Here is a 23,197-nt window from a genome sequence, read left to right on the forward strand (position 1 = left end):
AAATTGAAAATATGCTAACTATTAGAAACCTGAATAAATCTTATTCTCAAAGAAAAGTTATTCAAAATTTAAACCTGCATATTGCAGCAGGAGAAATTTATGGCTTACTCGGTGCGAATGGTGCTGGTAAGACAACCACAATTAATATTATTTGTAATTTACTGAAAGCTGATAGTGGTGATATTACAATTAATCATCAGCCAGTTTCAGAGGCGATAAAAAAAATCATTGGCATTGCACCGCAAGAGAATTTACTTTATAAAACTCTGACTTGCGAAGAAAATTTAAAATTTTTTGCTGATATTTATGGATTAGATAAAAGAACTCGCCAGGAACAAATACACACGACTCTGGCGGCGGTAAATTTATTGGATAGAGCCAAAAGTCCTGTAGAAACTCTCAGTGGTGGAATGCAGCGACGGTTGAATATTGCAGTTGCTTTGGTTCATCAACCAAAGTTTGTAATTTTAGATGAGCCAACTACCGGGTTAGATATTGAATCAAGGTACGAGATTTGGGAGTTAATTCGGCAATTGAGTAATCAGGGTATTACCATTTTATTGACGACGCATTTATTAGATGAAGCCGAACGGCTTTGTCATAAAATTGGCATTCTCAAAGATGGGCAAATTTTGGCTGAGGGCAGTTTAAGCGAGTTACGTAAATTAATTCCAGCCGCCGAAATTTTAGTTTTACAAACTACTGAAAAAGAACAAGCGATCGCCCGCGCCGAGGAATATAATTTTACACATAAATATTACGGCACTGAGTTAGCTTTTTGGCTACCAGAACCTCTGGAATTAAAAGAAATTATTGACCGATTTGCGGGGATAAATATTGAGGCGATCGCTCGTCAGCCTGTACGTTTAGAACATATTTATTTGGAAGTTACCCGAAACCCCTATTCTTGATGCTCACCATGATGATTTGTTTGCAAAAAAGGTGATAGTTCTTTATTTAACTTTCCTGCACGCACAAATTCAGCGTAGGTTTCTGCTTCCACAGCTAACAGTTCCCCTCGCAGTTCTTCAGTGGTAAACTCTTGCAAATTTGGATATTCGTCCAACAACTTATCAATTTTTTCTTGTAAAAAATTAATCTCTCCTGTAAGTAGCGTTTTTTGATAATGATAAAACTCTAGGCTAATACCAGGACGTTGTTGTGCTGTCTCTAAATATTCTAGCGATCGCTGGAGGGCAACTTGACGTGCAATTGCTTCCATATATTGTTGGCGTAACGGTTGCGAACCTAAAAGTTGTAATTTTTCTAATAATGGTTGGGTAGTTAAACCCTGTACTAATAAAGTAAATAAAACTACACCAAATACTGTAGCAATAATTTCTTCTCTTTGCGGTAGTATTGCAGGTACACTCAAAGCCAAGGCAATAGAAACAGAACCACGAAGTCCACCCCAAGTCAACACAGTTTGTTCCGCTAAAGGAATTTCTGATTTAGCTACCCAATTGCTAATACTACTCAAAACATAAATAGATATAGCCCTAGCTAAAGTCATCGCAGCAATTGTGACTGCAATAGTTTTGAGGTTATCTCCTAAAACTAAAAAGTGAACTTGATCACCAATTAACAAAAACACAATTGAATTCACAAAAAAAGCCAAAAATTCCCAAAATTCTGTGACAATAATTCGCGTACGAGGGTTCATCCCAATGCGCGAACCAAAGTTACCTAAAATCAGAGCTGTAGTGACTACGCCAATTACCCCAGAACCACCCAAATGTTCTGTAATTAAGTAAGTGCTGTAAGCAGAAACTAAAGTGAGCGATTGTTCTACTAATGGTAAATCAAAACGTTGTGTCAGGTAAGAAATCCCAAATCCTGTTAATCCGCCAACGCCAATCCCAATACCTACAACCTGAAAAAATTCTAATACAGCCGATTGTAAATCTAGTTGAGTATCACCCAATGGCAGAGCCACTAATAAACCAAAAGCGACAACCGCCATACCATCATTAAATAAACTTTCCCCTTCCATCAAGGTTGTTAGGCGTTTACTTGCTCCCAGTTCCCGAAACAAAGCCGTTACTGAAACTGGATCGGTTGCTGATAGACTAGCTCCCACCAACAGAGCAATACTCAATTCAATTCCCGCAAATTGATTCAAACCAAATGCGATTCCAGCAATCGAAATTATTACCCCAATCACTGCATATAAACAAATGGGTAATAAATCTCGTTTTAAGTCTGACCATTTTAAATTCCAAGCAGCTTCAAACAGTAATGGTGGCAAGAAAATTACCAAAATTAACGTTGGAGAGAGATTGACTAATCGCACGTTCACGAATGCTAATCCCAATCCTACGATAACTAGTAGCAGTGTATAAGGAATGCGGCGTAACCAACTAAAAATTTGTGGTAGCGTTGCTACACCCAAAGAGACAGAAAGTACTAAAAGAAATTGCTTGAGTTGTTCTGCAATTAAAACTTCACCTGTAGCAGAATCTAATGTCATAAGGATATTCCAATTCCAGAAAAAATATTTATTACTAAACTGTAAGAATTTAAATGTGAGTTCTATATGTTGTATTGGGAGTAGATTCAGCAAAAAATTCTTCTATAAGCTATTGTAGTTGTTCCGATTCAATTCGTTTTTTCTGGCAATATCGAAAACGGTTATGAAGATGATTAATCAAAGCAATTTCCTAAAATCAAATAATTCCTAATAGGGAATTTTAAACAATAGTTTTGTTCAAGGTATCTATCTCTAGATGAAAATTACGTATTCAATAATTCAAAATTCCGAAATTAAAATTAATTAATCATGAATGGTAAATCTTGCCTATTCTGGGGTGGATTTCTCGGAATAAGGAACAGCCAATTATGTCTGTTCCTTACTTTCTAGAATCAACAATTATGCTTCTGGTAGTTCTTGGGAAAACTTTTTGTGAATTGTCTTGGATTTTTCGCCATCAGCAGCCACCGCCGTCATGATGTAGTCAATCAAGTTCTCCGAGAAGGGAACGCGCAGGTGAAATGTGCCATCGGGTTTGAGGGCGATGGGATTCCCGGCAATATTCACAGTTGCATTGGGTTCAGTTGCACCATGAATAATTAACTCTGCATCGGCGACAAACCAGAAATCACGTTGGGGACGGCTGAAGATGCGAACTGCCTGGGAACGAGCAATTGTCACCCAACCTTCGGTTTCTGTAGAATAGCCAAGTTCAATGAGATAATCGCGATCGCTGGTGGGAATTGCCACATAGCGGTCATGGGTGATTTCTTCGCATTCATACTGCTGAATTAATTGCGGCGGCTGATAGCTCATATCAATATCAGTCGCATCATAAAGCCGCAGTGCTAATTGCAAAATGCCCGCATCTTGGAGCATTTGTTTGCGGGTTTCCGACAGTTCCCAAGCCGCATAAGCCCACTTGGGAGTGCGTGGAGTTAGGCTAATACTACTGTTGTCGATGGGTGAGGGAGATGACTGCTCTTTAATTGCGGGATGTACATCTTCGGTATAAAGAGGCCCGAAGACGCGCACAATTGGAGAACGTGCGATACTCACCCAGCGATCGCCAACAATAGAATAGCCAATTTCTGCAATGTAATCATGATCGGGTGTGGGTATTCCCAAAGAGCTATCGGATGTGGCGAAGTCAAATTCCGATTGCTGGACTAATTGCGGCTGCTGATAGCTCATATCAATATTGGTGACATCATACAGCCGCACAGCTAATTGGAAAATGCCGCCATTTTGCAGCATTTGTTTGCTAGTGTCGGAAATGTGCCAAGAAACATCAGCTAATTGGTGTGTGCGCGGTGTGAGAGTCACGCTGCTGGTTTCATCAACTAACACCACATTAGCGGCTTTATTAGTTATATGGGGACTGCCAAAAATCCGGGCAATATCAGAATGAGCCAGTGTTACCCAGCGATCATCTACATTGCCATAGCCAATGGCTGCTATATAATCACGCTCAGTTTCAGGAATTGCTACCGAGCCGCCAGAGGTGTGGATATCACATTCATATTGCTGCACCAAGTGGGGCTGCTGATAACTCATATCAATATTGGTGACATCATACAACCGCAAAACAAATTGGGATTGTCCCGCATTTTGCAGCATTTGTTGGGCGGTGGGGGAAATTTCCCAAGTCACCTCTGCTAAATCATGGGTTTTGGGGATGAGAACCACTCTACTGTAGGGATCAGCGATCGCTAAAATTTCCGTGGTGGTAATAGTTGATGTTTGCTCGGTTGCGGCTGGTGGATTTATCCCCGACCAATCTCCCATCCCTGCACCTGGTAAACTTTCTGAATTAGTCACAATTAACTCCTCTGTTTCTTCTGGCTCAGGTTCTGCTGCATCGGCTACGAAATTCAATTTTTCGATTTCTGGGTCTAGTTGTGAGTCTGTTGTGGGCAGATTTTCTGTGAGGTCAAAACCCCAATCATCTTCATCTGTCGAGTTGTCAGAAAATTCTGGCAACTCGATAGTTGCATTGATCTCTGTTTCTGTCGGACTGACTTCTAATGGTTCTGGAGTCGTTTCGACTGTGGCCTCTGGCTGATCAGATTCAGATATGGTTGATGATTCAGAATTGACTGTGGTTGACCTATCTAAAATCGGCGGATAGGCAGTATTCACAACTGCGGCTGGTGCTTCCATATCCCAAGGTGAGATGCTGAGATCATCATTATTGTCTGAGCTGTGATGATTGTTGGAGTCTTTGCCGACAATAATAGAACCGAGTGCCGCCCCTGTACCAACAGCTAAAGCCGCATCTGTGGCGGAAGCTGCGATCGTACCTTCCAGGACTTTCGCACCATTGTGATACCCATTACCGTTAGCCCAATTAGTGGAGGGAACTTCTGGAGGTTCGCTAATTGCTGTTGGTTCAGTGGCTGCGGCAATATCTGGTGCAGGTGGTTGAGGCGTGGGGGGTGGTGTGTCTTCTGCTGCTGGGGGACTTGATGGACTGGTTCTAATCATCCACAACAACAAGCCTGCAATTACCGCTATGGGTAGGACTAACCACCACAGTGGTATTTGTCCTTGGCTGATGGGATTATTTGCGGCGGGTGCAGGAGTTTGCTGTTCACCTGTCGCGGCTGGGGCGGTAGCAGACTGTGGTGGTTGTTCACCGATAACGGCTGGGGCGGTGGAAGCTAATGGTTGCGGTTCCTCTGTGGCTGCTGCTGTGGGGTCTGTAGTGGCGATCGCGGCTGGCGTGGTAAACGGCACAGTACTAGCTTGTGGTGTGGCGGCTGGTGCAGATTGGGGATTAACAGCCAACAGCAAGGTAGGAGATTCACCTTTAGCGATCGCTTCTGCTTCTTCCATTCTCGCTGTTTCTATTGCTTGTTTTCCTGGTTTTGCTAAAGCAAAGCCGAGAAAACCTGCGACAGCAGGGCTAGGATTCTTTTTATAAACGTAAACTAAAGGTTGAGAAAAAGGATATTTCGGATCATTAGGTAAAGCTTGATGTAAATACAGTACCCGCACCCCAGGTAACTGACTGATTTGATTCACTCTGGCATAACTAATGCCATCTTTGCCCAGTTGTTTGACAATTTCGGCGGTGTTATCTTCCGTTAGTTTAGTCGCCGTCTCACCAGTAGCGAATTTTGCTGCCTTAAAGACTGGGTAATTGTTGAGTGCTTGACGTGTATCACTACTATCGGGACGGTCAATAACTCTGATTTTCCCTGCTCGCCCGCCCAACTGCGACCAATCAGTAATGCTTTTACCACGGAAAATTCTGGCAAATTGTCTATCAGTCAAACTGCCTTTAAAGGGATTTTCTTCACCGACAATAATGGCAATTTTTTCGCGGTGTAACCGCACTTGTTCTAAACCTTGGGCTTTTTCTTCAGGAGTTAAACCACGCCCAATGGCCGCAATATCAGATTGTCCTTCCAATACAGCTTTAATCGCTGCTTCTGTACCGTTGTTGGCAACTTCTACCCTTGTACCGGCAAACTGTTTCTCAAAACTGGCCTTCATATTTTGATTCACCAGCGCCAAAGTACTAGAGCCATCAACACGCACCGTAGATCCATTCTCCACTGTTTTTGGCAGCGAAAATGAGGGAGTGTCAGTGGCAGATTGTGCCAACACTGGTGCCGACACAAGCCAAGTTGCTGCCATCGGAGATGTAGCTAAAGCTAACGATAATACCAGGTTGACGATCGCACTATCTTGTTTTTGTTGTTGCCCCATAAGCTCCTAATCCCAGGTACAGAAAACAGCAAACGGCCAGTCCTCAATGTAATTTTTTAATCCAAGAGGAGACGCGCTAATTATACATCTGGTGTCAAGTTTCTTTGAAAAATGTGTGATTTACGTATCCGAATCTATACTGTGTTTTACTTTATCTTGACTTTTACCATTCTTCATGCGTTGTTTAGGTTTTTTAAACCATTCCGCAGCAGATAGATGATAGGTGACAGGTCAATAGATGTCGATGTACCTAACATATTTATGACTAATTAGCCCAGGTTTTTGTCATAAAAATATACACACCAGGGATGGATGTAGGAAATCGAGGGTAAGGGTTGTCAGGGGTATAAGGTATAAGGGTGTAGGGGAATAAGCTGTTAAGCATTTAATTTGCACATTGAGGCCGCAGGGGGGCAGGGAGCAGGGAGCAGGGGAGAGGGTTTGCAGCTTTTATTACCATGAACATGGTGCAACTTAAATGACGATTAGCTTAATAACTAATCCCTAGCCTCTACTCCCTGATAAATAACAATGACAATTCGGCTTTTCAATCAGTGACTCAACCAAGGCATTCAGGGCTGTGGCTGCTAGTAAACCACCGCCCAGAGTGCCTTCTGTGGTAATTGCGGGAATTGCTTGTTGGATAATTTGGCGTTTAGCGGCGGGTGCATGACTAAAGCCGATGGGCATTCCGATGATCAGGGCGGGTTGAATTTTTTCTTCTTTGATGGCGGTGCAGGCGGCTAACAATACAGAGGGTGCATAACCAATGACTAAAATGCTACCTTGGGAGACTTGTAATAATTTTTCTTGCCATTCTTGATGTTGCCAAAATTCCTGTTCGGCTTCTGTGGCGGTGGTGATGTGGGGGTTATTAATTAAAGTTGTGACACGACAGCCTAAATGAGCTAATCTTGTTTGATCTAAAGCGGCGGCAACGGTAGGAATATCCACAAAAATCTCGCAACTGGCTGATAAGGCGTGACGACTAGCAGCGATCGCTCCAGCACTGACTCTCACAAAAGATGCTAAACTCACATCACCACAGGCTAAAACCAATTGCGAAATTAGGTGTTGTTCAATTTCAGAACGGTCAGATAAATCAGGTAACAAATGTTGTAAGGATTCGGCAAATGCTTCTGAGTGGGTGTGTACCTGGGCATCTAAACCATTCCAAAGTTGTTCTAAGCCGCCTAATCCTATTTGGGTTTCGACTTCTAACAATTTTAGTTGGGCTAAGACTTCCGCCTGCATAATTTGACAATGGCGATCGCGTCCTAATAATCCTTCTAAGGCTGAGGCGGTTTGTCGCAATTGGGCAATTTGCTGCATAATCGCCCGATACTGTTTTTGTAATTGCGCTGTCAAAGTGTCCGTTTCTGGTTCCATCTCTAAAATGTGGCGGATGTGGTTGAGTTGGAAACCTTGTTGCTTCAGCGCCACAATTCTTTGCAGCCTGATAACATCCTGTTCTGTGTAAAGACGATAGTTACTCGGTGACCTGACTGGTTGCGGCAACAAACCCAATTGATGGTAATGTCGTACCATACGCGGCGTAATGCCACCACCAACCGCTTCTGTTAGTTCTTTGATTGTTAAAGAACAATTATTCATAGGAAGAGAGACTGTTTATAAATAAAGGATTATAAAATCAGACATCAGGTAATAAAGGCAATCTCCGAATCCGAATTCTGCTTGGTTCAACTGTAATTGCTGCACCCTGTTTGAGTTCTTCGTCACATTCATCAAGGATTCTGAAAAGTAAATCTTTTAATGCTTGAGCGCGTAGTCTTTCAATCCGAATTCTAATCACAGATGGCGCATCTAATTCATTTATGGCTAACAATGTATGAAAGTCTGCATCCAGTGTCACAACAATGCGTTTTTCTTCTCTTGCCTTTTGAATAATTTCGGTGTCTTCTGCGGTGGATAGGCCAATCTCGCCAACATGAATTGTATCTATCCCCTCATTACGTAACAAAGTTGCCGCAGAGAGTGGTAATCCCTGATCAAGCAACAGTTTCATAGCTATTAGATAACTCAATAATGCGATCATCCAAGTAAGAAGATGCAAAAATTAAAGCTTGTCGAATGTCTTCATCTTCTATTTCTGGAAACTCTTGACGTAGTTCTGCTGGTTCTGGATAGGTAGCTAGTAATTCAATTACCCGACGCACAGTCAGACGAAGATTGCGAATACAGGGTTGTCCATTCATTCGATTCGGATTACTGGTGATGCGATCTAATTTCATGAAACTCACCTTAGCTTTGAAGATTGAGTGATGAAGTACACAATTTAATTTTATAAATTATTCAGGACGGGTAGCCCCGCCTAATTAGTTGAGGACTTACGCATAAAAACGAAAAATCAAAGGTTGAGGAGAGGGTGTAAGGGTTTTAGATAAATACACCCCTACACTCCTATACCCTTACACCCAATCTCCACAGGAAATCTTTGTACGTTAGTCCTATCGCTAAAACCCTTGCAACTGTTTTTCAGTCACCCAAGCAGCATGAAACCCATAAGGTACACGTTGGGGAATTAAAACTCGTGCTACAGGTTCACCAGTAATATCTTGAGCATTCATCACCAATAATTCTGAAGTATTGGTTGTCTCATCGTGGACAAAAGTCATTAACCAGCCATCATCTTCAGCCGTGGCGTGAGGACGGGGTGCAAACACAGACTCACCACCATAACGCCCTTGCCCAAATTCATGAATTTGGGATGTACCCCTATCAAAATCATATTTAATTACCCCGTCGAATAAAGGCACAGGTGTAGGTGCGCTTTTATTCACGTAGCCATAGCGAGTTTGTCGTCCTAAGAAGTTTTCGTTGACGCGGGGAAATTCCCCAGCTATGTCATCTAATCTGGACTCAGACACAGCGCCAGTCTTGAGGTTAAACCGCCATTGATGGAGTCGGGGAATATTCGCATCAGGATCATCAACGCCATTAACACCCAACACAGAAGTAGAACTCATCCGACAGGCTATTAATACAACTTCATCACCTTGTTGATAGGCGTTGAGGGTATGAAACACGTAGCAAGCAGGACTTTCAAACCACTTAATCTTGCTGTTATCACCGTGACGTGGGAGAATGCCAAAACGGCTGGGGCGATCGCACTCAAACATGATCATTGGTTTTCCCTGCTGTATCCTTGCTGGATTGAAGGTCAAGGGTAAATCCATGAAAATTGTATAGTCTTCTGTAATGGCAAAGTCGTGCATCATCACAGGTTCAGGAATTTCAATCGGTACAGTGGATAACAACTCCCCGGCGGCGGAAACTATGCCATATTGTAAATATGGCGGCATAAATGAATAGCCAAAAAATACCATTTCACCCGTAATTGGATCTACCTTTGGGTGTGCCGTAAACGGAGAAACAAGTTTGTCATTATAGGTGTGTTCGCCAATTGTCTTTAACTCAGGGACTTGAATTATATGAGGCGCACCCGCTTCCCAAACTGCTAACAACTGACCACCATGCCAAACTAAGGCAGTATTGGCGGTATTTCTCGATATTGGCGGTGCATCTTTCTGTGGCGGTTCTAGCAACCCAGTCAATACTGCTTTACCCGCTTCATGTTCGGTTTGCCATTTTTGCGTCTGTACATAACGGTTGCAATAAACAGCTTTACCTCCAATAATTCTGACACCGTGCAGCATCCCGTCGCCATCAAACCAGTGATACTGACCAATAGGTGAATATTGCGGGTTAGGGCCATTCCGTACAAACATCCCTGATAGTTCTGGTGGTAGTTCACCAATTACTTGCAGGTTTTCCGCCGTAGTCTCTGCTGAAATTGGCGCAAAATTGCCATCAAGATAAGGATTCACTGCTGTTGTGGTCATGATGTTGTCTACAAAACTCTGTGAATTTGCAATAGTACTTAATCTTAATGATGACAATATAGCAATGCTAATAGGGAACAGATGACGGGCAACAGGGGTGTGGGAGGGGTGGGAGGATGGTGAAGAAATCTTTCCCCACACTCCCCGAAGGGGCTAGTCAGCGAATAGGGTGCGCTAACAGTGTTAACGCACCCTACAAAAATTAATAGATTGTTGACAAAAGTAGATATATCTAAATAAAACCTACAGATGTAAACTTCTGTAATATTGATAACTTGCCAAGCGTTGATAATTGTAGTAAATATCTCGGCTCTAAATATTTACTTAATATTTAAATTTATGATTGTTGAGGCCCTTTAGCATCGCATTCTCTATGCCAGCATCTTTTGAGCAAATCAACCCGCCAGCTACGGGCAAAGCGTTGGGGATTTAATTCTAGTTGATGATCACGGCTAAATAAGGGTTGGTTGAGATATTGCCAAAGAGGAAATTTAATCTTGGTGTGTTTTTCTGCCATAACGAGGAACAAAGGAAATATATATAAGCGATCGCTTTATAGCAGTAGTGGAAATTTTTACTAAAAACTACCACTTACTGATTTTCTAGTTAAAGATGACATGATAAGTCTTCAATTGTCCTGGTGACAATTGCGGAATTTTACGTAAAGTTTTCTGTCCAGTTCGTTAGACTCAAGATGATTTTAAAAGTTCCTAACGCTGAATACTACGTGGTTCTGATTGCTGTGACTGGCGGCTGTACTGAGTTCCCATCTGAGATAGGTGTCTGTTTGTTAGAAATTTTCTGACTTCTTAGCATCATCCCGACACATTTATATATCCTGAAACCAACACTTGAGTTACCATGTCTGCTATTGCTTTTGTGCATTTGCGTGGGGAGTAGTCAAAAATCAATATGGCAACAGTTATCAGTCAGCAAAGCGTCGAGAAGTTAGTTGGCATTGCCGAGCAGTTTGTACTTCAGGGTAAGGTTAAGAGTGTCACAGCATTTGGCAGTGGGAATATTAATGACACTTTTTTAGTGACTCTCGATGCTGGAAACACACAGCATTTTGTTTTACAACGCATCAACACTCAAGTATTTCGCCAGCCGCAACTGATTATGCAGAATATGCGGATTTTTAGCGATCATGTTTATCAGCGTTTGCAATGCACACCCCTCAACCGTCGCTGGGAAGTACCACGGGTGTTGTCAACTCAGGATGCTCAAGATTATTGCATTGATGCTGGGGGTGATTTTTGGCGAGCCATTAGCTTTATTCAAAACTCACAGTCTTTTGATACAATGCCCAATATCGAATATGCCCAGGAAATTGGCTATGCCTTGGGGATGTTTCATAATTTGATTAGTGATTTACCACCAGAAAAATTAGCCGATACTCTTGCGGGTTTCCACATTACACCGCGATACCTGGGTCATTATCAAGAAGTTTTAGCCAAAACTAGTCCAAAATCATCACCAGAAGTCAATTATTGCTTGCAGTTTGTGAGCGATCGCACCAATTTTGCCAATATCCTAGAAAATGCTAAAGCTCAAGGTCTACTACCATTACGCTTGATGCACGGCGACCCTAAAATTAATAACGTCTTATTTGATACTTTTACTCAAAAAGCTGTCAGTGTAATTGACTTAGATACCGTCAAGCCAGGACTCATACATTACGATATTGGTGACTGTTTACGCTCTGGCTGCAATCCGGCTGGTGAAGAAGCTGAAGATTGGGATAGTGTTTATTTTGATACAGATTTATGTGCAGGAATTTTACAAGGTTATCTGGCGGTAGCAAAGGCTTTTTTGACAGAAAATGATTACGCCTATATGTACGATGGCATTCGCTTGATTGCCTTTGAATTAGGATTGCGGTTTTTTACCGATTACTTAGCCGGGAATGTTTATTTTAAAGTCAAGCATCCAGAACATAACTTAGCAAGGGCGATCGTGCAGTTTAAGCTAACCGAAAGTATTGAATCTCAAGAAACCCAAATTCGCCAGATTATTCAGGATATGAAATGAACGCGCAAAAATTCAGCTTGCAACCTTTTGAATCTGACAATTTGCTACCAGATGTCCAAATCATTGGTAATATTGCCCGCAATGATTATCAACTAATGATTAGCTACAATCTAATCGGTAATTTAACAGATATCATTATTGCGCCACCGTCAGATACGCCTACCCGTAAAGATGGACTCTGGGAAGATACCTGTTTTGAGTTTTTTGTAGGAATCAAAGACTCAGAATGTTATTGGGAATTTAACCTTTCTCCGGCTAAACACTGGAATGTGTATCGTTTTACAGGTTATCGTCAAGGAATGGAGGCGGAAACGGCTTTGACAACTCTGCCATTCTATGTTGAGCATCAAGCTGAGATTTTTACCCTGAATTTAGATTTAGACTTGGTTAAGATTGTGGCATCTAACCAAGACATTGACGTAGCAATCACGACTGTGGTTAAACAAAAAAATGATCAAGTGTCTTATTGGGCGTTAGCGCATAAAGGTGCTGAACCTGATTTTCACTTGCGGGATAGTTTTTTAATTCGCTTGTGAATCAAAATTGCGACAGACGGATAGACAGAACCTAGACACGGAAAGTAATTCCCAATATAAAAACGTGATGAGGGGTCTAACCCATCAGGGGGTTAACCCAGCAGACATAATACAGCCTGGAAAAATACAATCTTAGTAATCGATTACTTTGTTCAGGGTTTTATAGGCTATATATTAAAGCGATCGCTACCACGGAACTGCGATCGCTTTTTATTTATGGATTTAGGGGTGAAATCAAGTAAAAAGTCAAAAGTTTAAAGTCAAAATCAACATCCTCTTACTTTTGAATTTTGAATTCCCCGTAAGGATTTAGGGGTATAAAAAGAAAAATAGAAATTTTCTGTCACCTGTAACCTATCATCTGTAACCTTTAAAACCTATATGTTTTTATACCTTTCCAAGTTGCTACCACTGTTTTTTTATCCCTTGGGATTGGCGAGTATAAGTTTGGTAGTAGCTTTGATGACAATCAGAAAACAACCGCGTATAGCGACAGGTGCGATCGCCTTGGGGTTAGTTTTATTGCTATTTTGTAGTAATGCTTGGGTGGCTAAGGCACTGGTGCGATCGCTAGAATGGCAAAATATACCGTCTCAGGAAATGCCAAATGCAGAAGCAATCGTGGTTTTGGGTGGTGCTACTAAATCAGCTTCTTTCCCAAGGCCAGAAGTTGATTTGAGTGAATCAGGCGATCGGGTAATTTATGCAGCACAGTTATATCGGCAAAAAAAAGCCCCTTTGATTATTCTCAGTGGTGGTCGTATTGATTGGCGTGGTAGCGGTCAACCAGAATCAACAGATATGGCTAGTATTTTGACATCTATTGGCATCCCAGCACAAGCAATTATTGAGGAACCAAATTCTCTTAACACTTATCAAAATGCTGTAAATGTCAAACAAATTTTGCAATCTCGTAATATCAAACAAATATTATTAGTAACTTCAGCTATGCACATGCCGCGATCGCTTAAAATTTTCCAACGTCAAGGTATTGATGCAATCCCCGCACCAACCGACTTTCTGGTAACTCAAGGCGAACTGCAAGAACTGGTTAACACACCTAAAGCCGCCTTGCTAAATTTACTACCCGACACCGATAACTTACATCAATTTACCAGTGCTTTGAAAGAATATATTGGTAGTTTTATCTATCGCTTACGTGGTTGGATTTAGCTAGGACTTACGCAACTGGCATATTTTTTCTGTAGGGTGTGTGACGCAACGAGAAGATTTGAACGTAGTCATCAGATTTGTAGCGTCACGCACCAACCACCAATTGTGACACTTACGTAAGTCCTGTTAGCATCTATAGGAATCCGGTTTGATTTCTGAATTTATTTGTGTAAGTAGGGAATGGGAAGTCGGGAGTAGGAAAGAAGCCTGATCTGAGTGTACTGATTTTTTTCAGAAATCAAATATGAGTCCTATAGCAGAATACAGAAGTCAGAATTTAGTCTCTAAAATAGATTTGCGGCTTAAATGATGTAATACTCTGACTTGAAATATCCTGTAAATAAGTCGTTAATAGTAATCTTACTGATTCATCAAGCTTTTAATCTAAAATCTAAAATTGGTATGAGTCACCCAACATTGTTAGATCCAAATCGCTCTTATACATTTAGCAATTATTTTGAATTAGGGTTTGCAGTTGATGATTTAGTCACAGAATTTGGTTATACTTTTGAGCGGAAATTTCTTAATTTACCGCAGTATTCTGGGACATTAGATAGAGTCGCAGAACTAAAGTAGCGTCTTGAAGAAATTCTACCATATATAGATTTAGAAAATGAAGCTACACGCCGAGAAATCCTGATTGCACCAGTTGTAATTGAGTTAATTCACTATTCCCATGCTAAATTAAAAATTGAGTACAATATTAAAGTTAATAATCAACTGCAAGGTAACTTAGATTATTATCTACGAAACCAATCTAATGTCATTGTAATTGAAGCTAAACAAGCAGATATAAATAAAGGCTTTACCCAATTAGCCACGGAAATGATTGCCCTTGACCGATGGCTAGATTCCAATCAAACAGAAATATTAGGAGCGGTAACAACAGGTAATATTTGGCAATTTGGCCTTCTATATCGAAAGCCACAAATTATCGAACAAGCAATCAATCTTTACCGAGTTACTGAAGAGTTAGAAGTAATAATTAGAATTATGCTGGCTGCACTGTTCAAAGAAAATTAGTTTTTCTCAAAATATCACCTAATTATCTCAGGACTTCTAAATTTATCATACAAACCATGCCTCAAGAATTACCTCATATTATTCCTGCTCCTCAACCTGGAGTCACGGAAAATTTTAGTGCTTACCAAACCACCCATGAATTTTATTACGAAGTTCAGCAACGCTTAGAGTTTCAGCGTTATTGTGAATGGTATGACGCTACGGCAGAAAGTCACCGTCAAGAACTCAAAAAAATGCGCGGCGAACTCAACATTTTTCGGTGGTTCCTTCGCCGCTTTTGAGTAATTTAGATGATTTCTAACTCCTTTTCGCGCAAGTGGGCTTTAAATTTTTTATTAAACTGAACTAATACAGGCAAGTTAGCACTGACTGGTCTACCTTGCCATTGAGTCACAATATCTACAACTTCGCCTTCTGAGCCTTGAAGGTCAAAAGCTTGAGAGCGATGGTCAGGATTATGGTAAACCACCACCGATTGTACAACACGGACGCGATCGCCAACTTTCATAAGAGCATTTACACCTAGCTTTTGCGGTTCTACAAGCATCTCCACAGCCATTCCTCATCGAACTTTCTGAGTGAAAAATCAACTGTCTAAAACAGTTATTTTTCATCTCTAATCGAGACAAACACATAAAATACAGCGTTTGCAACTTTTATACAAACAAAGCCTGACCATGCAGGCTTGGCTCATAGTTAACCAGTGAAACATTTGTCACTGCTTTTTTCCTCATTGCACTTGTCTACGCTTGCGGGTGTCTCAGAAGCACTTTTTTGAGGATTTTTCCGCTAACAGGCTAAGAAAGACCCGTTTTACCTTTTCTGTGTGCTTTAACAACAGTTCCAATTCTACATCAAATGGCTATTTCGTTCCTATATGCTGTGTTTGGCAGTTATGGCAGGAGGGAGAAGGCAGAAGGTAAAAGTACTGAGTGCTGTACACTGAGCGAACTTGTACTGAGCGCAGCCGAAGTAGCCGGAGAGTTCCCTACAGCCACCAAAAAACTTTTTCAGCAAACTCTACTTATTTATTTTGTGGGCAAATTGACTGCATTGGTTGGGGTAATTTTTGACAAGCTTGCTGGAATGTCTGAGGACTGAGTAACCACCAAGCTAATAATCCCAGAGTTGTACCGCCAACTACCAACAAAGCGAATAATCTTCCCCTTGATGCAACAGACTTTTTCCGCCGACGAGGCTTCTTGACTGGTGTGGGAATTGGTTCAGGTATTGGTTCTGCTGTCAAGTCTAAGTCTAATAAGGCTTGGGAACTTTCTGTCAAAGTTTGTTCAGGTTCTTCTAGTTCGGGAATTTCTGTTTCAACAATCTCTACTTCGACTTGTGGCGATGAAGAAGTGACTGGTACTAAGTATTCTTTAGAAAGTCGGCAAAGAGTGAGAACAACTGATGTATTATCATGACCATTTTTTTGATTGGCAAGATGAATTAAACTCTCCACAGCTTCTGTCAGGGAAAGTTCACCAGATAACACAGGTATGGCAAAATCTTGCCAAGAATGTTCCACCCAATCGTTGTCACTTAAACCATCAGAACACAGTAGTAATAAACCTTCTTCATCGATGATGAATCGTTGAATTGTTACTCGTAGAGATTCCGCATCTTTTGTGCCTAATGCTTGAGTCAAAGCCGTTGCATCTAATCTCTGGAGTGCTTGTCGATACAAACTCCTCCCGTAGCGGACTTCTCGCCAAGCCACATCATCATCGACTGTGAGTAACTGACAGTAATTACGAGTTATCCAGTAAGCGCGGCTATCACCAATGTTGGCTAAATAAAGTTCATGGGCATTATCTGATCGCCATCCTGAAATTGTTACTATTGGTTGGGGTAATTGCAGTGCCATTACCAAGGTTGTGGCCATGCGTTCTCTACCTTGGCGTTTTTGTTCATCGTTGCGGGAACAAATTAAATTATTTACTACGCGCAAGCTGGCTTCTAGCTGTTCTTGCAATAATTTGGGTGCTACAGGTTCAATTTGTTCGCTGACTTCTGTTAATAAGGCACGAATTTGCAATTTTAAAGATTGTACGGCCATTTGGCTGGCAACTTCACCACCTTGATGGCCACCAATACCATCACAAACCATTGATAAGCGTGGAATGAGGGGGTCGTAGGGTTCATTGGTGCTGGGGTAGCAAGTGTCTTCGTTTTGGGTGAGTTCTGTGCCGATATCGGTTGTACCGGCTACTTGCAGGCTGAGTGGTAATTCTCCGGCGGCTGAAAGTAAGAGCGTATTCAGTTGGGTGGTAATATTTTCTAAATTTACGGCGCGATCGCACATCTGCTCAACTATATTCTGTAACAATTGAGCTACTTGCGGTTGTGCTAATGCTATCCAGGGTTGCCAAGACTGAGCTAAATCACGTAAGCTGAGTTTTTCGCCGATTTGCGTCGGATAAAGTTCTACAAGGCGTATACACCAGCCTTGAAAACGCAAGTTATCGCTAATGAGTAAACTTTGCTCAACGCCTTGTTCTGCTAAAGGTTGCCAAAGTTGAAGAATTTGCCATAGCCAATAAACTTGTCTCACGGCTGTGGCTTGTTCCCAACCATCGGTGATGCTGGGGTATAAGTTACCTGTTGCATCTATGGGGGCATTTTCTAACAACAGAATATTTTCTGCATCTTCCCCAGCAGGAACAAACCCATAAACTTGGGGCAGATGTAAATGCTGTTGATACAGTTTTAAATAAGGAATAATTACTTGAGGTAAATCTTGTAAGGTTTCTGGCGGTAGTCCTGGTTGCGTATCTAGCCAGATTTGCGGTTGCATAACCTCATATCGTTGGGCAACTTGCGTTTCTGGGGAGATGTTAGCGGCTAAATTACCAGTCGCCCAGAGATAACGGTGAACTAAGGGAGTTTGACAATTACTGCAAATGCGTTCTTCCAGGGGGTTAGTTGGGCGATCGCATGTTGGATTTAGACAATAAATTACTCGTTGAGTAGAGATTATCATATATGATATTTTGCACCATTCTCAATAACCGCAGGCTGGATAATGCCACAACGTAAAAATTAGGATACGAGCAAATTAATGACATTGCCCACCCTAAGTAGGTCGGTGTAAATAATTATTGTTGGAATAAGGCAGGGGGCAGGGAGCAGGGGGAGAAAGCGTTTGAGCTTTATTTACTTTTTTTTACATAGTTTAGTTTTATTGCATCGACTTACTTACCTGATAAGCTATTCAACATTTAAGAAAGCACATTGAGGCTGCAAGGGCTTTCAAAAGCAGGTTTTTTCAAGAATCAGATGTTAAGATCAACCATCGTGACAAAGATTCGGGTTTAAATACTTGGATGGTGATCGTTAGCCAAATTTTATGCGTCACTCCTATAGTTACCATTTAATTATTTAGTCGGGTAAAGTATTTATGCTCAGGCGCTTATGTGCGATCGCAATTTTTTCTATCTTATTAAATAACTCTGTCACCCTGGCGGCAACTAAAGATCCTAGTCAAGCAGATAAATTTCCCCCTAGTCCTTTAGAAGTTACCACACCTGATCCTTTAGTGCGGCCTTCGGTTGATAAAGAACCGTTAACGGCACAGGAACAGCAAACTTTAGCCACTGCGTTAGATGAATTAAATCAACAAGCAGCAGCGACGTTACAAGCGGGAGATAAAGTCACGGCGTTTGAAATTTGGAACCGGGAAATACGCTTGCGGCGATATTTGGGTACGATACCGGAAATTGAAGCTTTATCTAGAGTAGGTGCGATCGCTTGGAATCAAAATGACCGTCAAGAAATATTTTATGTAACTCAAAGGTTACAAGCAATTCAAAAACAGGCTTTATCACCCAAAACCATTGCTCAACAAGGCGTAAATTTAGAATTATTGCAGGCTTTAGGTGCAGCTTATCAAAATGTGCGATCGCCCAAAAATGCTTTAGAAGTTTACAATCAAATTTTGACGACTGTACGCCAGCAACAAGATCAAACCGCAGAGTTATCTACACTCCAAACCATCGCCGAATTAAACCTAGCTTGGTTCGATTATCCCCAAGCCGCAGCCACCTATCAAGAGTTATTCAATCTAGCGACTGTTGGTGGCGATCGCACCAGCGAGGTAACATATCTACAACAGTTAGCTTATGTCTACGAGCAAAGCAAACAACCACAACAGGCTATAGATACCTTAAATAAATTAGCGTTACTGTATACTGACCCGGAAAATATTCTCAAATTACCACAATTAAAATTAGCGATCGCTAGTAATTACGAATCTTTAGCCAAAGAAAATCCTAGCCTAATTCAAGAGGCTTTTAACAACTATCAACAAGCTTATACAACCGCTTGGGAATCACAACAATTTGTTTTAGCGGCGGAAGCTTTACAAAAATTAATTGTCCTTTACCGTTCCCAAGGACAAATCGACGCAGCATTACAAACCAGTCAAATTCTCATCGCAACCCAAGGCAAAGCATATAACTCTTACGGTTTAATGCAAGCTTACGACCAAATTGGGCAAATTTATTTACAACAAAAAGATTATCCTCAAGCACTCTCAGCCTTTCAACAAGGCTTACAACTAGCACAGCAAATCAAACACGAGGAATCTTACTTTACTCAACAAATAGAAAAAGTATCAAAAGAATCTGGGCAATAGTCATTTGTCATTTGTCAATAGTCATTCGTCATTTGTCATTTGGTAATTCAACAAAAATTAGGTTACAAAACGTAAATCTCGAAACCTTGCCAATGACTAAGAACAAAGCGCAAAGTCTGAGCGGAGGAAGCCTCCGCTCAGAACTTTGTAAGAGAGGACAAATGACCACCTTAACCGTTAAACATCCTCTAATTCAAATTGAGCAACCGTTACAGCGTTAAAGGCAAAGGCCAATACCAAAGGCATAGGACATCTGAGTATAAAGGTGCTAACGACAGCTACAACCGTACCCATTACAGCCGAAAATGACCAAATTCTTTCTTCAACGGTGAGTCCTTTTTCCGCTTTAATTCCTCTCAACACATGAGACGGAATTGGTTCTGGCATAACTCCACCAGGAGGAAACGCCCAATAATTGTTGCGTCGCTCTACAAATAACTCTGTCCAGCCATTTTCTTGGCACCAAGCTTCAATCCATTCCAGAGAATAATGTTTCATCATTTGTCTAATACTGCTTGCGAATTTTGAGTAGTTGCTGAATATAAACTGATGGGTTTTTCGCTAACAAGTGGCAACAGAAATAAACCAACCGTTAAAAAAGGTTAAAACCTATTTTGTAACCTCTTGAACTTTCCTTTCCTCCTGCCTTCTTGTAATAGCCAAGCAACTATTTATGAAACTAAAGTTAATTCTCCTCTGGTGTAGCTGGTCAAGCATCCAAGACAGATAATTAATATGCTCAAGCAACGCTGACTCACTCACCTTAATAAGAAGACTAACAGGGGAGAATTAAGGTTAACAGCAAAAGTTAATAAACTTTACTTGGAAAATCAATCATAAAGAAATGTAACTAATTAATTTATCAGCGAGTAGGGAATATTCCTTGTTGATGTTTATTGATGAGATGTTCTCATGATTAACAACTTATAAATTTCTTTAATAAGAATACTTATATCGCAAAATGCAATTTTTTAAATCAAGAATTGTAAAGTTTAAAGTGAGCGTTCGCAGTAATTTATATTTAGTGATAAAAATCAGCCTTTGGTTATATATATTAATCTATAGGAATCCGATTTGATTTCCGAATCTAGTTGTGTAGGCAGGGAGTAGGGAATGGGGAGTAGGGAGTAGGAAAAAAGCCTGACCTAGGTGTACTGGTTTTTTTCATAAATCAAATATGAGTCCTATAATTTGATTTCCCATAAGTGATGAGTATTTACTCATCACTTATCACTCATTACTCATCACTTGCTCCCTCTAGCGAGGGAATTTGAGCATTAGACTCTTAAGCATTCTTGATTGGGGAATATTGTATTTGCTACTAATTTATAAACTGCTTCCCCAATATTAAGTGTTCTACTCAAACTCACATCAGTTACTTTTGCATTGTCATAACATAATTGTCGATTCGGTAAACTAAAAGAGGTGATATCTGCTCTTACTGTCACAATCCCGTGAGCATCTCGGCGGATTTTTCTTTCTAATGTTACATTGGCTTTAGCTGTGATCCGACAACCATTAAAAGAAATGCTTTCTACACGATTGATTTCTAAATCTTTGCGGCGACTGACATTTATATCTTCTCCTGCTAGGCGGTCATTTACTGCTCTTAAAATCTGGGAATTGTAAGTATTACCAAATGATTCCACTACGTTACAATTAATTTGTGCCATTGAAGGTTGAGGGTTAACGCAGAGGAAGCTGAGGCTGATAAAACTTCCTAGAATTATCTTTGAGTTTAAAGTTAAGTTTTTCATTGACATCACCAATTTACTGTCTCTACATCAACTAGATATGTATGACTGCAATTGTTTATGCACTATAGAAATTCTGGCGTTGCTGAATCCAGATATGAAAATCGAAAATTCCCTCTCTTAAACTTTTTGACAAACATCCCTCTCCCTTATCTGTTTCACTTTCACGGCAATGTTTTAGCGATCGCCTAAGATTACAAAATGTTAAGCTAAAGTCACCGACTATAGCTGAAGAACAAATTATGTTGTGCCAGTCAGGATTAGCATTACTTTTAGGAATTTTATTATTTTGCCTGATTTACATAAAAATCAATCATCACAGAGAAATAAATCCCATTCCGGCTTTGATATTGAGTATTCTTACTCTCTGCCTTCTACCTGCTCCCGCCTTAGCAGTAGACTGGACTCATCCCTTGTCATTTAGTAATGCACAGTTGGCGAGAAGAGACTTTTCGGGAGAAACTTTGCAAGCGGCGGAATTTTCTAACGCGAATATGGAAATGGCTAACTTTACTGGTGCTGACTTGCGCGGAGCCGTCTTAAGTGCTTCAGTGATGACAAAAGCCAATCTTCATCAAGCCGATTTAACTAATGCGATGGTTGATCAGGTAAACTTAACAGGGGCAGATTTAAGCGATGCCATTTTAAAAGAAGCATTGTTACTTCGCGCCCTGTTTACAGATGTGAATATTCAAGGTGCAGACTTCACCGATGCAGTTTTGGATAGAGCGCAAATCAAAGAACTGTGCAGTAAAGCCAGTGGTGTAAATTCCAAGACTGGCGTAGATACCCGTGAATCTTTAGGATGTCGATGAAGCGTGTTGGTGTAATTGGTGGTGGGCAACTAGCCTGGATGATGGGAGATGCAGCGCAAAAACTAGGAGTAGAATTAATTGTACAGACTCCTAGTAAATTTGACCCGGCTGTAGCTGTTGCCCAAGATGCAGTTTTTGCGGCAATTGATGATGCCAAAGCCACAGAAATATTAGCCGAAAAAAGTGATATCATCACCTTTGAAAATGAATTTGTTGACCTTGATGCTTTAGGTTTATTAGCAAATCGAGGTGTTTGCTTCCGCCCCAGGTTACAAGCTTTATCACCGTTATTAGATAAATATCATCAGCGTTGTTATTTGCGAGATTTAGGTTTACCTGTACCGCAATTTTTTGCTGTGGATGATGTTGATAATTTAGCATCCAAGCTAGAAGATTTAAGTTTTCCGGTTGTCTTAAAATCTCGTCGTCACGGTTACGACGGACAAGGCACATTTATTATCCCAGATTTAGCCAGTTTACAGGAAAAATTAGCTCAAGCAGCAAATCAATCACAGTTTTTAATTGAAGAATTTGTGCCATTTGAACGGGAACTAGCGGTAATTGCAGCCCGTTCTTTAAATGGTGAAGTGGTTATCTATCCAGTGGTAGAAACTCAACAAGAACAACAAGTTTGTCGGCGCGTGATAGCACCTGCGGATATTACACCTAATCAAGCCGAACAAAGTCAAGCGATCGCTCATACCTTATTAAATAGCCTAGAAGTAGTCGGCGTTTTTGGCATAGAACTATTTCTCACCAAACAAGGCCAAGTCTTAGTCAACGAAATAGCCCCCCGCACCCACAATTCAGGACATTTCTCAATAGATGCTTGCGAAACTTCCCAATTTGAACAACACCTCAGAGCCGTGTGTGGTTTACCTTTGGGCAATCCTGATTTACACTGTCAAATGGCTATTATGGTCAACTTGCTGGGATATGAAAATTCCGAGAGTGAATATCAAAGCCAGCGCCAACAATTAGCCGCCATTCCCCAAGCCAGCGTTCACTGGTACGGCAAAACCGCATCTCGTCCTGGGCGGAAATTGGGGCATGTTACAGTTTTGCTAGATGAATATAACCCAGAAACTGCAAATCATCTAGCCCACACCCTAGAATCTATTTGGTATCCCGGATGAATTACGCTTAGGGATGTGGAAGACAAGAGAGATAAATTCTGTGGAA

Annotated in this window: 19 protein-coding genes and 1 pseudogene; 9 read left to right on the forward strand and 11 right to left on the reverse strand. The window is 41.0% G+C overall.

What is annotated here, in order from left to right:
- Nucleotides 1–11 precede the first annotated feature (11 nt).
- Entirely contained in the window at nt 12–911 is a 900-nt protein-coding gene (locus tag H6G74_RS14040; protein ID WP_190968250.1) for an ABC transporter ATP-binding protein, read from the forward strand.
- On the opposite strand, the gene H6G74_RS14045 is transcribed toward H6G74_RS14040, so the two are convergent.
- From H6G74_RS14045 to H6G74_RS14075, 7 genes are all read right to left on the reverse strand, one after another.
- Nucleotides 902–2,470, reverse strand: a complete 1,569-nt coding sequence (locus H6G74_RS14045; RefSeq protein WP_190968251.1) for a cation:proton antiporter — start codon at nt 2,468–2,470, stop codon at nt 902–904. The two genes, H6G74_RS14040 and H6G74_RS14045, sit on opposite strands and share 10 nt — an antisense overlap.
- 399 nt (nt 2,471–2,869) lie before the next feature.
- Nucleotides 2,870–6,187 (reverse strand): DUF4912 domain-containing protein, encoded by a 3,318-nt coding sequence (locus H6G74_RS14050; RefSeq protein ID WP_190968252.1) that lies wholly within the window; start codon nt 6,185–6,187, stop codon nt 2,870–2,872.
- A 504-nt stretch (nt 6,188–6,691) separates the two neighbouring features.
- On the reverse strand, nt 6,692–7,801 hold the full coding sequence (locus H6G74_RS14055; protein ID WP_190968253.1) for a precorrin-8X methylmutase: 1,110 nt from the start codon (nt 7,799–7,801) through the stop codon (nt 6,692–6,694).
- A 37-nt stretch (nt 7,802–7,838) separates the two neighbouring features.
- Nucleotides 7,839–8,213 (reverse strand): DUF5615 family PIN-like protein, encoded by a 375-nt coding sequence (locus tag H6G74_RS14060; protein WP_190968254.1) that lies wholly within the window; start codon nt 8,211–8,213, stop codon nt 7,839–7,841.
- Nucleotides 8,197–8,439: a DUF433 domain-containing protein gene (locus H6G74_RS14065; protein WP_190968255.1), complete on the reverse strand. Its 243-nt coding sequence runs from the start codon at nt 8,437–8,439 to the stop codon at nt 8,197–8,199. Before H6G74_RS14065 ends, H6G74_RS14060 begins: the two co-directional genes overlap by 17 nt.
- 222 nt (nt 8,440–8,661) lie before the next feature.
- Nucleotides 8,662–10,050 (reverse strand): carotenoid oxygenase family protein, encoded by a 1,389-nt coding sequence (locus tag H6G74_RS14070; RefSeq protein ID WP_190968256.1) that lies wholly within the window; start codon nt 10,048–10,050, stop codon nt 8,662–8,664.
- Between the two features lie 337 nt (nt 10,051–10,387).
- Nucleotides 10,388–10,567: a hypothetical protein gene (locus tag H6G74_RS14075; RefSeq protein WP_190968257.1), complete on the reverse strand. Its 180-nt coding sequence runs from the start codon at nt 10,565–10,567 to the stop codon at nt 10,388–10,390.
- Nucleotides 10,568–10,962: 395 nt separating this feature from the next.
- Here H6G74_RS14075 and H6G74_RS14080 point away from each other — a divergent pair, with 395 nt between their 5' ends.
- The 5 genes and pseudogenes from H6G74_RS14080 (at nt 10,963) to H6G74_RS14100 (ending at nt 15,094) form a co-directional block, all read left to right on the forward strand.
- Nucleotides 10,963–12,081, forward strand: coding sequence for a phosphotransferase enzyme family protein (locus H6G74_RS14080; RefSeq protein ID WP_190968258.1), 1,119 nt, complete (start codon nt 10,963–10,965; stop codon nt 12,079–12,081).
- On the forward strand, nt 12,078–12,617 hold the full coding sequence (locus H6G74_RS14085; RefSeq protein ID WP_190968259.1) for a DOMON-like domain-containing protein: 540 nt from the start codon (nt 12,078–12,080) through the stop codon (nt 12,615–12,617). The genes H6G74_RS14080 and H6G74_RS14085 overlap by 4 nt, the downstream gene beginning before the upstream one ends.
- 381 nt (nt 12,618–12,998) lie before the next feature.
- A complete protein-coding gene (locus H6G74_RS14090) occupies nt 12,999–13,790 on the forward strand; it encodes a YdcF family protein (protein ID WP_190968260.1) in 792 nt (263 codons plus the stop codon).
- Between the two features lie 402 nt (nt 13,791–14,192).
- Nucleotides 14,193–14,813 (forward strand): annotated as a pseudogene (locus H6G74_RS14095) (hypothetical protein).
- A 56-nt stretch (nt 14,814–14,869) separates the two neighbouring features.
- Nucleotides 14,870–15,094 (forward strand): hypothetical protein, encoded by a 225-nt coding sequence (locus H6G74_RS14100; RefSeq protein ID WP_190968261.1) that lies wholly within the window; start codon nt 14,870–14,872, stop codon nt 15,092–15,094.
- Nucleotides 15,095–15,099: 5 nt separating this feature from the next.
- Here H6G74_RS14100 and H6G74_RS14105 read toward each other — a convergent pair whose 3' ends face one another.
- Together H6G74_RS14105 and H6G74_RS14110 are read right to left on the reverse strand one after the other, a co-directional pair.
- Nucleotides 15,100–15,372, reverse strand: coding sequence for a ferredoxin-thioredoxin reductase variable chain (locus tag H6G74_RS14105; protein ID WP_190968262.1), 273 nt, complete (start codon nt 15,370–15,372; stop codon nt 15,100–15,102).
- Nucleotides 15,373–15,837: 465 nt separating this feature from the next.
- Complete coding sequence (locus tag H6G74_RS14110; RefSeq protein ID WP_190968315.1) at nt 15,838–17,790, reverse strand: PP2C family protein-serine/threonine phosphatase; 1,953 nt, start codon at nt 17,788–17,790, stop codon at nt 15,838–15,840.
- 420 nt (nt 17,791–18,210) lie between these two features.
- Between H6G74_RS14110 and H6G74_RS14115 the strand changes: the two genes are divergently transcribed.
- Nucleotides 18,211–19,446: a tetratricopeptide repeat protein gene (locus H6G74_RS14115; protein WP_190968263.1), complete on the forward strand. Its 1,236-nt coding sequence runs from the start codon at nt 18,211–18,213 to the stop codon at nt 19,444–19,446.
- 177 nt (nt 19,447–19,623) lie between these two features.
- On the opposite strand, the gene H6G74_RS14120 is transcribed toward H6G74_RS14115, so the two are convergent.
- Together H6G74_RS14120 and H6G74_RS14125 are read right to left on the reverse strand one after the other, a co-directional pair.
- Entirely contained in the window at nt 19,624–19,947 is a 324-nt protein-coding gene (locus tag H6G74_RS14120) for a slr1957 family protein (protein WP_449289972.1), read from the reverse strand.
- 776 nt (nt 19,948–20,723) lie between these two features.
- The gene (locus H6G74_RS14125) at nt 20,724–21,119 is read right to left on the reverse strand and encodes a hypothetical protein (RefSeq protein ID WP_242051223.1); all 396 of its coding nucleotides are present in this window, start codon (nt 21,117–21,119) and stop codon (nt 20,724–20,726) included.
- 323 nt (nt 21,120–21,442) lie between these two features.
- Between H6G74_RS14125 and H6G74_RS14130 the strand changes: the two genes are divergently transcribed.
- Nucleotides 21,443–22,015, forward strand: a complete 573-nt coding sequence (locus tag H6G74_RS14130; RefSeq protein WP_190968265.1) for a pentapeptide repeat-containing protein — start codon at nt 21,443–21,445, stop codon at nt 22,013–22,015.
- Nucleotides 22,012–23,151, forward strand: coding sequence for a 5-(carboxyamino)imidazole ribonucleotide synthase (locus H6G74_RS14135; RefSeq protein WP_190968266.1), 1,140 nt, complete (start codon nt 22,012–22,014; stop codon nt 23,149–23,151). The genes H6G74_RS14130 and H6G74_RS14135 overlap by 4 nt, the downstream gene beginning before the upstream one ends.
- The last annotated feature ends 46 nt before the right edge of the window (nt 23,152–23,197 follow it).

Source organism: Nostoc spongiaeforme FACHB-130 (assembly GCF_014698475.1).
Lineage (GTDB): Bacteria > Cyanobacteriota > Cyanobacteriia > Cyanobacteriales > Nostocaceae > Nostoc_B > Nostoc_B spongiaeforme.

What these genes read in the sequence shown, in the direction of transcription:
- H6G74_RS14040 (WP_190968250.1), top strand. Translation starts at nt 12, where the DNA reads ATGCTAACTATTAGAAACCTGAATAAATCTTATTCTCAAAGAAAAGTT.
- H6G74_RS14045 (WP_190968251.1), bottom strand. Translation starts at nt 2,470, where the DNA reads ATGACATTAGATTCTGCTACAGGTGAAGTTTTAATTGCAGAACAACTC.
- H6G74_RS14050 (WP_190968252.1), bottom strand. Translation starts at nt 6,187, where the DNA reads ATGGGGCAACAACAAAAACAAGATAGTGCGATCGTCAACCTGGTATTA.
- H6G74_RS14055 (WP_190968253.1), bottom strand. Translation starts at nt 7,801, where the DNA reads ATGAATAATTGTTCTTTAACAATCAAAGAACTAACAGAAGCGGTTGGT.
- H6G74_RS14060 (WP_190968254.1), bottom strand. Translation starts at nt 8,213, where the DNA reads ATGAAACTGTTGCTTGATCAGGGATTACCACTCTCTGCGGCAACTTTG.
- H6G74_RS14065 (WP_190968255.1), bottom strand. Translation starts at nt 8,439, where the DNA reads ATGAAATTAGATCGCATCACCAGTAATCCGAATCGAATGAATGGACAA.
- H6G74_RS14070 (WP_190968256.1), bottom strand. Translation starts at nt 10,050, where the DNA reads ATGACCACAACAGCAGTGAATCCTTATCTTGATGGCAATTTTGCGCCA.
- H6G74_RS14075 (WP_190968257.1), bottom strand. Translation starts at nt 10,567, where the DNA reads ATGGCAGAAAAACACACCAAGATTAAATTTCCTCTTTGGCAATATCTC.
- H6G74_RS14080 (WP_190968258.1), top strand. Translation starts at nt 10,963, where the DNA reads ATGGCAACAGTTATCAGTCAGCAAAGCGTCGAGAAGTTAGTTGGCATT.
- H6G74_RS14085 (WP_190968259.1), top strand. Translation starts at nt 12,078, where the DNA reads ATGAACGCGCAAAAATTCAGCTTGCAACCTTTTGAATCTGACAATTTG.
- H6G74_RS14090 (WP_190968260.1), top strand. Translation starts at nt 12,999, where the DNA reads ATGTTTTTATACCTTTCCAAGTTGCTACCACTGTTTTTTTATCCCTTG.
- H6G74_RS14100 (WP_190968261.1), top strand. Translation starts at nt 14,870, where the DNA reads ATGCCTCAAGAATTACCTCATATTATTCCTGCTCCTCAACCTGGAGTC.
- H6G74_RS14105 (WP_190968262.1), bottom strand. Translation starts at nt 15,372, where the DNA reads ATGGCTGTGGAGATGCTTGTAGAACCGCAAAAGCTAGGTGTAAATGCT.
- H6G74_RS14115 (WP_190968263.1), top strand. Translation starts at nt 18,211, where the DNA reads ATGCTCAGGCGCTTATGTGCGATCGCAATTTTTTCTATCTTATTAAAT.
- H6G74_RS14120 (WP_449289972.1), bottom strand. Translation starts at nt 19,947, where the DNA reads ATGATGAAACATTATTCTCTGGAATGGATTGAAGCTTGGTGCCAAGAA.
- H6G74_RS14125 (WP_242051223.1), bottom strand. Translation starts at nt 21,119, where the DNA reads ATGGCACAAATTAATTGTAACGTAGTGGAATCATTTGGTAATACTTAC.
- H6G74_RS14130 (WP_190968265.1), top strand. Translation starts at nt 21,443, where the DNA reads ATGTTGTGCCAGTCAGGATTAGCATTACTTTTAGGAATTTTATTATTT.
- H6G74_RS14135 (WP_190968266.1), top strand. Translation starts at nt 22,012, where the DNA reads ATGAAGCGTGTTGGTGTAATTGGTGGTGGGCAACTAGCCTGGATGATG.